The 11,419-nt window shown below is 74.6% G+C and carries 6 protein-coding genes; 5 read left to right on the top strand and 1 reads right to left on the bottom strand.

All coding sequences use genetic code 11. The annotated features are described in order from the left end of the window. The first annotated feature begins 81 nt into the window (after positions 1-81). From ACPCUX_RS18595 to ACPCUX_RS18585, 3 genes are all read left to right on the top strand, one after another. Positions 82-1,026 (top strand): sugar phosphate isomerase/epimerase family protein, encoded by a 945-nt coding sequence (locus tag ACPCUX_RS18595; RefSeq protein WP_423389379.1) that lies wholly within the window; start codon positions 82-84, stop codon positions 1,024-1,026. A 105-nt stretch (positions 1,027-1,131) separates the two neighbouring features. Continuing rightward, positions 1,132-6,717: a ThuA domain-containing protein gene (locus ACPCUX_RS18590; protein WP_423389378.1), complete on the top strand. Its 5,586-nt coding sequence runs from the start codon at positions 1,132-1,134 to the stop codon at positions 6,715-6,717. A 107-nt stretch (positions 6,718-6,824) separates the two neighbouring features. Continuing rightward, a complete protein-coding gene (locus tag ACPCUX_RS18585) occupies positions 6,825-7,712 on the top strand; it encodes a hypothetical protein (protein ID WP_423389377.1) in 888 nt (295 codons plus the stop codon). Between the two features lie 112 nt (positions 7,713-7,824). Here the strand turns inward: ACPCUX_RS18585 and ACPCUX_RS18580 are convergent, their stop codons facing one another. After that, positions 7,825-8,463: a GNAT family N-acetyltransferase gene (locus ACPCUX_RS18580; RefSeq protein WP_423389376.1), complete on the bottom strand. Its 639-nt coding sequence runs from the start codon at positions 8,461-8,463 to the stop codon at positions 7,825-7,827. A gap of 125 nt (positions 8,464-8,588) precedes the next feature. Between ACPCUX_RS18580 and ACPCUX_RS18575 the strand changes: the two genes are divergently transcribed. After that, complete coding sequence (locus tag ACPCUX_RS18575; protein ID WP_423389375.1) at positions 8,589-9,389, top strand: LamB/YcsF family protein; 801 nt, start codon at positions 8,589-8,591, stop codon at positions 9,387-9,389. After that, complete coding sequence (locus tag ACPCUX_RS18570) at positions 9,386-11,077, top strand: 5-oxoprolinase/urea amidolyase family protein (RefSeq protein ID WP_423389374.1); 1,692 nt, start codon at positions 9,386-9,388, stop codon at positions 11,075-11,077. Before ACPCUX_RS18575 ends, ACPCUX_RS18570 begins: the two co-directional genes overlap by 4 nt. Positions 11,078-11,419 lie beyond the last annotated feature (342 nt).

Genomic DNA, 11,419 nt, shown 5'->3' with positions numbered 1-11,419 from the left:
ACCTCCCGCACGGGGGCGCGCCGCGGCGTCGGGCACGCGGGCGGGACGGCCGAGTGCTCGGACCCGACGAGAGAGAGCGACGTGGCTCTTCCCGGCCCGACCCCCGCGCACCGCGCGACCGACCTGCTCGCGCCCGACGGCGCGCCCGTCCCGGTGCGCCGGCGCGCGCTCGGCGTCAACACGTGGGTGTGGACGTCGCCCCTCACCGACGACGCGCTGCGCGGCATCGCCCCGCGCGTCGCGGGGTGGGGCTTCGACGTGCTCGAGCTGCCCGTCGAGAACCCGGGGGACTGGGACCCGGCGGCGGCGGCCGCCGTGCTCGCCGACCACGGCCTCGCCGCGAGCGTCTCGCTCGTCATGGGCGAGGGACGCGAGCTCGTCGCCACGGACGCCGCGACGGTGCGCGCCACGCAGGACTACCTGCGTCACGTCGTCGACGTCGCGCGGACCGTCGGCGCCCCGGTGATCGGCGGCCCGGCGTACGCGTCGGTCGGGCGCACGTGGCGGCTCGGCCCGGCCGAGCGCGAGGCCGCCTACGAGGAGCTCGCCGAGCACCTCGCCCCGGTCGTCGAGCACGCCATGGCGGCGGGCGTCGTCGTCGGGCTCGAGCCGCTCAACCGCTACGAGACGAGCCTCGTCAACACCGTCGACCAGGGGCTGGAGGTCGTGCGGCGCCTGCCCGCGGCCGGCATCGGCCTCATGCTCGACGTCTACCACATGAACATCGAGGAGACGGACCTGCCCGGCGCGGTGACGCGCGCGGGCGAGCGCATCGCGCACGTCCAGGTGTGCGGCAACGACCGCGGCGCACCGGGCACCGACCACCTCGACTGGCGCGGCCTGCTCGCCGCGCTCGACGCGACCGGCTACGACGGACCGCTCGTCATCGAGTCCTTCACCGCCGAGAACGCGACGATCGCCACGGCCGCCTCGATCTGGCGCCCGCTGGCGCCGACCCAGGACGCCATCGCCGTCGATGGCCTCGCCTACCTGAAGGGACTGATGCCCGAGCCGGAGAGCACGTAGCCGTAGTCGCAGACGACCGCCGGCGCCGGCACGCCGCGGGATGACGACCACCCTGCCCGGACGACGACGTCCGGGCCCGCACGTCATGCCCCTGGAGGCACCACGATGACTGCACGACGCCCACGCAGGGCGAGATCGGTCGCGGCCGCACTGACCGTCGGGGCGCTCGCGTTCACGCTTGCGCCCGTCACGACGGCCGTTGCCGCGGACGACCCCGTCCCCGCGGAGGACGAGCACAAGGTGCTCATCTTCACCAAGACGACCCAGTTCCGGCACACCGAGGCGATCACGCAGGGCACGCCCGTGCTCGAGGCCGCGTTCGCCGAGGTCGGCATCGAGTCCGACCACACCGAGGACTCCTCGGTGTTCACCGACGAGAACCTCGCGCAGTACGACGCCCTGGTCATGTTCCAGACGTCGGGCGACCCGTGGAACGCGGACGAGAAGGCCGCGCTCGAGCGCTACCAGCAGGCGGGCGGTGGCATCGTCGCGATCCACAACGCGACCGACATGCGCGGCAGCTACCAGTGGTGGGACGACATGATCGGCGCGCTCATGCCCGGGCACGCCGCCACGGGCAACAGCCCCGGCCTGCCCGGCACGGTCCGCGTCGAGGACCGCACGCACCCGTCGACCGAGCACCTGTCGCAGCGCTGGACGCGCGCGGACGAGTGGTACAACTTCTCGGCCAACGTCCGCGGCAGCGCGCACGTCCTCGCCACGATGGACGAGACGACGTACGACGCCGGCGGCAACAAGATGGGCTACGACCACCCGATCTCCTGGTGCAAGCCGTACGACGGCGGTCGTGCCTGGATGACGGGCATGGGCCACTTCGGGGCGCACTACACGCAGGAGCCCGACTTCGTGCAGCACGTCGTCGGCGGCGTGCAGTGGGCGGCGGGCCTCGTCGAGGGCGACTGCGGCGGCACCGACTGGGGCTCGTTCGAGAAGGTCGCGCTCGACTCCAACACGAGCGCCCCCTTCGGCATGGACGTCGCGCCCGACGGCCGCGTGTTCTACACCGAGCTCGTGCGCGGCCAGGTCCGCGTCTACGACCCGCGGACGCAGAACACGACGACGGCGCTCACGCTCCCCGTGTACTCGGGCGGCGAGGACGGCCTGCTCGGGATCGCGCTCGACAAGGACTTCGCGGAGAACGGGTACCTGTACCAGTACTACTCGCCCGCGAGCGCGAACGACTCCGACCCGGCGAACTTCTTCAACCGCGTCTCGCGGTTCACGGTGTCGTCGGACGGCCCGGGCGCGACCGTGATCGATCCGGCGTCGGAGAAGGTCCTCCTGGAGATCCCGGCCGGGCGCCTGCCCGACGAGCCGGGCCACACGGGCGGCGGCCTGCTCGTCGACCACGAGACCGGTGACCTGTACATCGGCGTGGGCGACGACGTGAACCCGCACTCCGAGCCGTCGGGCGGCTACGCGCCGATCTCCGAGCGCGACGGCACGTTCCACGACGCGCGCGCGACGTCGGCGAACACGAACGACCTGCGCGGCAAGGTGCTGCGGGTCCACCCCGAGGACGACGGCACGTACTCGATCCCCGAGGGCAACCTCTTCGCGCCGGGCACCGAGAAGACGCTGCCCGAGATCTACGCGATGGGCTTCCGCAACCCGTTCCGGTTCACCATCGACCCGAAGACGGGCAACCTCGGCGTCGCCGACTACTCGCCCGACAACGGGTCGGACAACCCGGCGAACCGCGGCCCCGCGGGCATCGCCGAGTGGAACCTCATCAAGGAGCCCGGCTTCTTCGGCTGGCCCCTGTGCATGGGGAACAACGAGCCGTTCCGCGACGTCGACTACCGCACGAGCCCGGTCACGGTCGGTGACTTCTTCGACTGCGACGCCCCGGTCAACGACTCGGTGAAGAACACCGGCCTCACCGAGCTCCCCGCCGCGCAGCCGGCGGACCTCTGGTACGGCTACCAGCGCTCGTCGGTGCCCGGCGTCATCAACGCCGGCGGCGGCCTCGCGCCCATGGGCGGCCCGTTCTACGAGTACGACCCGGAGCTCGACTCCGACACGAAGTTCCCGTCGTCCTACGACGGCAAGGCCTTCTTCTACGAGTGGGCCCGGAACAAGATGTACACGATCGACCTCAAGGACCCCGAGGCCGCTCCCGGCGTGACCGACGTCGAGAAGGTCAACCCGTTCCTCCCGCAGGAGCAGTTCCTCGCGCCGATCGACTCGAAGTTCGGCCCCGACGGCGCGATGTACGTGCTCGACTGGGGCGGCGGCTTCGGTCGCGACAACCCCAACTCGGGGCTGCACCGCATCGACTACCTGTCGGGCTCGCGCTCGCCGGTGTCGAAGCCGGTCGCGACGCCCGACTCCGGCATCGCGCCGCTCGAGGTGTCGTTCGACGGGACCGGGAGCACCGACCCCGAGGGCGAGGCGCTCACGTACGCGTGGGACTTCGACGGTGACGGCACGACGGACTCGACGTCCGCCGCCCCGAGCCACACCTACACGGAGAACGGCGTCTACGACGCCCGCCTCACGGTGACCGACCCTGCCGGCAAGGTGGGCACGGCGACCGTGCCGATCACGGTCGGCAACACGCGGCCCGAGGTCGACTTCGGCCTGCCGCCCACCGGCTCGTTCTTCACCTTCGGCGACGACATCACGTGGGACGTGGCCGTGACGGACGCCGAGGACTCGCCGGACGGCGAGACCATCGACGACGAGCAGGTCATCATCCAGCCCGCGCTCGGCCACGACGCGCACGCGCACCCCTCCGAGCCGCTGCACGGCCGGACGGGCACGGTCGCGACGAGCCTCGGCGGCGGCCACGGCGAGGACATGAACGTCTTCTACGTGATCGACGCGCGCTACACCGACCGCGGCGGCGTGGACGACGTCCCGGCCCTCACCGGCTCGGACACCACGCTCATCTTCCCGAAGAAGCGCGAGGCGGAGTTCCACGCCGACTCCGACGGCACCACGACGATCCCGAGCCGGGACGTCGAGGGCGGCGGCTCGGTCATCACCGGGTCGAACGGGGCCTGGGCGTCGTACGACCCGGTGAGCCTGTACGGCGTGCAGGCGCTCACGCTGCGCGTCGCCGCGGCGGCCGAGGGCACGATCGAGCTGCGGCGCGACGCCGCGGACGGCGAGCTCCTCGGTACGGCCCAGATCCCGCAGACGGGTCTCGGCACGTTCACCGACGTGACCGTGGACGTCACCGACCCCCGGGAGCCGTTCACGCTCTACGTCGTGTTCCCCGGCGCGGGCGAGCGTCGCCTGAACTTCGTCGAGGCCGACGGCAAGGGCGTCTCCGCCACCACGCGGCCGAAGGTGCGCATCACCGCGCCCGAGGCGGGCGTGCGCCTGGAGCAGGGCGAGATCACGGTCACGGCCGAGGCCGACGACACGGAGAACACGGTCACCGAGGTCGAGTTCTTCGTCGACGGCGAGTCGATCGGGACCGACACCGAGGCGCCGTACGAGGCCACGTGGGAGGTGACGGCGGACAACAACTACGAGCTGACCGCGGTCGCGACCAACGACAAGGGCCTCTACACGCGGTCCCGCGTCGTCGTGGCGCAGGTCGGCGACCTCTTCGGGGGCATGAAGACCTTCACCAACGCGAACGGGACGTTCGAGCAGCTCGCCGAGGGCAAGTACCTCATCACGTCGGGCGGCGCGAACATGTGGCAGGGCACCAACGAGTACTCGACCATCTACCGCGAGCAGGGCGCCGACGAGAACTGGTCGGCGACGGTGAAGATCACCAGCCAGGGCAACTCGAACGGTTCCGCCAAGGCCGGGATCATCGTCCGCAACGACGTGACGCAGACGGCGAACTCGCCGGGCTACGCCGCCCTGGGCATGCGCCCGAGCGGCGGCTTCGAGTGGCTCCGCGGCAACGCGGCCGGTCAGCTCGTCACGTCGTCCGCCGCGAGCTCGACGAGCTACCCCGCGTGGGTGCGGATCGTGCGCGACGGCGACCTGTACACGGCCTCCTGGAGCAAGGACGGCGAGAACTTCACGCAGATCGGGGAGCCCCAGGCCCTCCCGGGTGCGGCGTCCGTGCAGGACGTGGGGCTCTTCGTCACCGCGCACAGCACCTCGGCCACGAGCGCCGTCGAGTTCCAGGACTTCGCGTTCGACGACGACCCGCAGACCGGGGGACCCGGTGAGGAGACCCCGCCGCAGTGCCTCGCGGACTCGTCCGACGAGTTCGACGGCGACACCCTCGACCCGCGGTGGACGGTCGTCCGCCAGGCCGACGGCAAGCCGATCACCGTCGCCGACGGCCACGCCGTCCTGCCGGTCGTGCAGGGCGACATCAACGAGGCGCAGACCGGGCCGATCAGCTACCTCGGTCAGCCCGCACCCGCCGGCGCGTGGACGCTCGAGACGAAGCTCGACGTCCCGCTCGCCCGGCACTGGCAGCACGCCGGCCTCCTGGTCCACGTGACCGACGACGAGTACACCAAGCTCGCGTTCACGAAGAACCAGAACGGCAACCGGTTCCTCGAGTTCCAGACCGAGACCGGCGGCGCCCGCACGTGGCACGGCCAGACGAACGTCGCCGGGGACTTCCCGACGGCGATCCACCTGCGCCTCGTCTCGGACGGCTCCGCCATCACGGCCGCGTACTCGGCGGACGGCCAGACGTGGACGGCGCTCGCGGGCTCGGCGCCCGTGAAGCCGGGCGCGACGTTCGGCGTGATGGCCGGCGGCGACACGGCGGCCGCCGACTCGGTCGCCAGGGTCGACCACGTGCGCGTCACGGGCGACGGGTCGGACGACGGCGAGCGCGAGCCGAGCGACGAGTTCGAGGGCGACGCCCTCGACGGCTGCCGCTGGGACGCGGTCGTGCGCTACGACGGGTCGAAGGTCGCCGTCGCCGACGGCGAGCTGCGCATCACGACCCAGCCGGGCGACATCAACGCCGGCAACAACGACGACCCGCGCAACTTCGTCCTCCAGACGGCACCGGAGGGCGACTGGGTCGTCGAGACGCGGTTCAAGGCGCCGCTCGTGCACCGGTGGCAGCTCGCGGGCCTCATCGCGTACGGCGACGACGACAACTACGTCAAGGCCGACGTGCTCGCGAAGAACGCCCCGGGCGCGGCGCTGAACCTCGGCGGCGAGCTCGTCTCGGAGAAGGGCGGCCAGTTCGGCAACGGCGGCAACCGTCAGCTCGAGCTCGCCGACTCGACCGAGTCGGGCTACTGGTACCTGCGGCTCGAGAAGGTGGGCAGCACGTACCGGGGCTGGGTCAGCGACGGCGGGGTGACCTGGACGCCGCTGGGCGACCCGGTCACCAACGACGCGGCGCTGACGAAGGTCGGCCTCATGGCGATCGGCCCGGAGCAGGAGACGCCGGTCACGGTGGCGTTCGACTGGTTCCGTCTCACGACGGACTCCGAGCCCGAGCCCACGGTCGACGTCGAGGTCACCGCCTCGGCCCGTTGCCTCGCGGGCAAGGCGTACCTCGCCCTGCGCGCGACGAACGCCGACGAGGCGCCCGTCGCGGTCACCCTCACCACGCCGTTCGGCTCCAAGGAGTTCGGCGCGGTCGAGGTGGGTGCCAACGCCTACCAGTCGTTCGCGTCGCGCGCGACGGCGTTCGAGGCGGGCACGGCGACGGTCACGGCGACGCTCGGCGACGTCACGACCGAGATCGAGGTGCCGTACGACGCCGTGAGCTGCGGCTGACGGCGGGCCGGTGACGGGACCCGCCCCCGTCACCGGCCGCCTCGCCGGCCCGGCTCACGGGCCGGGCCGGCGGATCCGGCGGGACGACCACAGGACAGGAGCGACAGGTGGCACAGCGCACCTCGGCACGGACGGCGACGACCCGGACCCCGGCGGGAGGAGCCCGGGCGGGCTCCGGCCGCACCGGCGGCCCGACGACGCCCGCACGCTCCCGCCCTGCCGACCGGGGCGGTGCCGGCCGCCCCGAACCCCGGCCACCGGCGCGCGTCCGCGCGCGCCGGTGGTTCGTGGGCCTCGACCCGTGGCGCCGCGTCCTGCTCGTCGTCGGCGCGCTCGCGCTCGTGGCCGTCGTGGTCGCGGCGGTCGTCGCGCTCACGCGCGGCGGCGCGGCACCTGACGAGGAGGGCTTCGCCGTCGACCCGGCGCGCGTCGCGGAGCTGGAAGCGGCCGAGGAGGTGCGCGACGCCGAGAACCTCGTCGCCTCGATCGACCACGCCCGGTACCTCCAGACCGAGCTCGTCCCCGTGCTGCACGGCCTCCACGCGGTGCTCCCCGTCGACGGGTCGAGCGCCGTCCCCGCGGACCCGGCGGACGTCACCGCGTGGCGCGCGACCGTCGACGGCCTCGTCGCCGAGACCGAGGCGCTCGCGAGCGGCTCCTCCGAGCACAACATCGTCCGCAACGGGATGCTCACGTCGCTCGAGCTCGTCGGGGACGCGCTCGACGCCGTCGGGCTCGCCGCGAGCGCCGACTCCGCCGCGGCCCCGGACCTGTACGCCCTCGCGGGCGACCTGCGCACGCGCGCCGTCGAGACGTGGGGCCTCGCCGCCGTCCAGCTCGACCTGCGCTCGACCGCCGGCGGCCAGGGCCACGTCCACGTCTTCCTGCCCGTCCACCCCGACGACTCGCTCGACGGGGGCCTCGGCCTCGGTCACACGGGCGGTGACGAGGGCGGCCACGAGGGCACCGACGGCGAGGACGCGCACGACCACTGAGCCGACCGACCACCGTCCACCGGACGACCGCGGCCCGCACGGGCCGCCCACCGACCTCCCGGTCGGGCGCCCTCCGGGGTGCAGGCCGAGCCCGACCGGGACCTCCCGTCCGTCAGCGGCGGGGCAGGGCCATGACGACGTCCGCATGGGCCTCCCCGCCGACGACGTACGTCCGGCTCCCGACCACGGCGAACCCGTGCTTGCGGTAGAAGGCCTGGGCGCGCGCGTTGTGCCCGTTCGTGCCGAGCCAGAGGGGGAGCCCGGGCCCGAGCAGCGCCGCGGCCCCCGTCGTCGCGGTCATGAGCACGCTCGCGACGCCCGTGCCCTGCGCGGCGGGGTGCACGTAGATCTTCGACAGCTCCACCGCCTCGCCCGGCCCGACCGCGGCCGCCACGTCCGGGTCGTCGGGGAGGCCTCGTGCCAGCAGCGCGTACCCGAGGGGGCCGCTCGCGGCCTCGGGCGACCCGGCGTCGCTCGCAGTGACCGCCGTGGCGGTCGAGGTGCCGGTCGAGGTCCCGGGCGACGACGCCGCCGTCTCGACGAGCAGCAGCGCGTGCGCGGCGCTCGCGGCCCACGCGCGGAACCGGTCGGGCGAGAGCTGCGTCGCGACGTGCTCGGCGATCGCGTCGGGCGACGTGCCGGGCGGGCACGCGAGCGGGAACGTGAGCGCGGCCAGGTCCGCGAGCGCGGCGGCGTCGGCCGTCGTCGCGCGGCGCACGGCCGTCGTGGCGGTGGTGGTGTCGTCCGGCATGCCAGGAAATCTACGCCCGCGGTCTCCGCCCACGGCACGGTGGGCACCGCGGTGGCGCAGCGGTGGCGCACCGGTGGGGTCCGCGGCGGAGCCCGCCGAGCGCGCGTCCCGGGCATGATGGACACGTGACGCGCATCGACCTCAACGCCGACCTCGGCGAGGGCTTCGGCCGCTGGACCCTTGGCGACGACCAGGCCCTGCTCGGCCTCGTGACCAGCGCGAACGTCGCGTGCGGGTTCCACGCGGGCGACGCGACGACCATGCGGACCGTGACGCGGGACGCCGCCGCGCGCGGGGTGCGGGTGGGCGCGCACGTGAGCTACCGGGACCGGGCGGGCTTCGGGCGGCGGTTCATGGACGTGGACCCCGGCGAGCTCGCCGACGAGGTGCTCTACCAGCTCGCCGCTCTCGACGGGTTCGCCCGGCTCGCGGGGGACCGCGTGCGGTACGTCAAGCCGCACGGCGCGCTCTACAACGCGATCGTCCACCACGAGGCGCAGGCCCGGGCCGTCGTCGACGCGGTGCGCGCCTACGACCCCACGCTGCCCGTCGTCGGGCTGCCCGGCTCGGCCGTGCTGCGGCTCGCGGACGCGGCGGGCCAGCCCACCGTCCGTGAGGCCTTCGCCGACCGCGGCTACCTCCCGTCGGGCGAGCTCCTCCCGCGCGGGGAGCCGGGCGCCGTCGTGCACGACGGCGACGAGGTCGCCCGGCGCGTCGTCCGGCTCGTGACGACCGGCACGGTCGAGGCCGCGGACGGCACGTCGCTGCGCGTCGAGGCGGACTCGGTGTGCGTCCACTCGGACACCCCCGGGGCGGTCGGGCTGCTCGGGGCGCTGCGGACCGCGCTCCAGGACGCCGGGGTCGTCGTGCGGCCCTTCGTCGACGCCCCGCACGGCGGGTCGGCGGGCGCGGACGCCGTGCCGTGACGACCGGAGGGTCGCCCGCTCCCGGGTCACCGGTCCGCGACGCGGCCGACGGCCCCGACGGCGAGGTGACGGTGCACGCGTTCGGCGAGGCCGCGCTGCTCGTCGACCTGCCGGACCTCGCCGCCGTGCGCGCGCTGCACCGGGCCCTGGGCGACGCGCCGCCCGGCGTGGTCGACGTCGTCCCGGCCGCCCGCACGGTGCTCGTGCGCTGCGCGGCGCCTGCGGACGTCCCCGCCGCCCGGGCGTGGCTGCGCGCGGCGGCGCGGCGCGCGTCGACGACCGGCCCCACCACCCGCGTCGGGGAGCTCGTCGAGATCCCCGTGCGCTACGACGGCCCCGACCTGGACGACGTCGCCCGCTGGGCGGGCCTGAGCGTCGAGGAGGTCGTCGCGCGGCACCACGGCCGCGAGTACGAGGCCGCGTTCGGCGGGTTCGCGCCGGGCTTCACGTACCTCTCCGGGGTCGATCCCGCGATCGCCGCCCCGCGCCTGGCCACCCCGCGCACCCGCGTCCCCGCCGGCTCCGTGGCGCTCGCGGGCGGGCTCACCGCCGTCTACCCGGGGGAGTCCCCGGGCGGGTGGCGCCTCCTCGGCAGCACGGACGCACGGATGTTCGACGTCGACCGCGACCCGCCCGCGCTCGTCGCGCCCGGCGCGCGCGTGCGGTTCGTGCCGGTCCGCGCGGCCGTGACCGCGGGCGTCGGCGCGCTCGTGCCGCCGCGGAGGGAGCAGCAGCACGGGAGTGCGGGGGCGCCGCGCGTGCAGCCCGCGCAGGACCGGGCCACCACCGCCTCGCCGCCGGGCCCGCGCGCCCTGGAGGTGCTCGCGACGGGTCCCCTCGCGCTCGTCGAGGACGCGGGGCGCCCGGGGCTCGCCGCTGTCGGCGTCGGGCCGTCGGGAGCGGCCGACCGTGCGTCGTACGCGCTCGCGAACCGGCTCGTGGGCAACCCGGACGGTGCGGCGGCGATCGAGGTCACCCTCGGCGGTCTCGCCGTGCGGTTCGCCGGCGGGGCGGTCGTCGCGCTGGCGGGGGCGGCGGTCCCCGCCAGCGTGGACGGGAGCCCGGTCGGCATGCACACGGCCGTCCGGGTGCCCGACGGCGGGACCCTCCGCCTCGGCCTGGCGGCGCGCGGTCTGCGCACCTACCTCGCGGTGCGTGGCGGACTCCGGCCGCCCGCGGTCCTCGGGTCGCGCGCGCGGGACGTGCTGGCCCGGCTCGGCCCAGGACCCCTGCAGCCGGGTGACGTCATCGCGGTGGGGGCAGCGCCGTCGGGCACGTGGCCGTGGCCCGACGTCGCACCGGTGCGGTTCCCGCCCGGCGAGCCGCGTCCGGGCGAGCGGGCGGGCGCGGTGCTCGAGGTGCTGCCCGGGCCGCGGTCCGACTGGTTCCTCCCCGGTGCGGGGCACGCGCTGCGCGCGCTGCGGACCGTGTCGCCGGACAGCGACCGCGTCGCCCTGCGGCTCGACGGCCAGGCGGTGCCCCGCAGGCCCGGGGAGCTGGCGTCCGAGGGGCTCGTCCGCGGCGCGGTCCAGGTCCCGCCCGACGGGCGTCCCGTCGTCTTCCTCGCGGACCGCCCGGTCACCGGGGGATACCCCGTCATCGGGGTGCTCCGCGAGCGGGACGTCGACCGCGCGGCCCAGCTCCGACCGGGAGACCGCGTGATCCTGCGGCTCGCGACGACGGTTTGAGCGCGGCGCCGGGGGAGCGCGGAAGAGCGGGGCCGACGGCCGCACGTCGTGCCGTGCGGCGAGCGGCGACGTCCCTGTGGGCCGGGTCACCGGGGAGCGGCTTGACCATGCCGCGCGGGGCCGCGTAATGTTCTGGATGTCGGCCCGACAGGGAGGAACAGACACCGCCTCGAACGATCGAGGGTGGCTGGTCCCGGGGTCGAAACCCTTCCACCGCATGGCGTAGAGTGTTCTCTGCCCGCGACGAGGAAGACCACGGTGACTGGATCACGGCGAACAGCCGGGGTTGAGGAGCCGGGGAGGACCTGGTAAGGTTGAAGGGTTGCCCCAAGCGAGGTTCCA

The organism is Cellulosimicrobium sp. AB352 (assembly GCF_049538415.1).
Taxonomy (GTDB): Bacteria; Actinomycetota; Actinomycetes; order Actinomycetales; family Cellulomonadaceae; genus Cellulosimicrobium; species Cellulosimicrobium funkei.
Note: the sequence above shows the minus strand (reverse complement) of the source record. Positions and strands in the feature narration are given on the sequence as shown.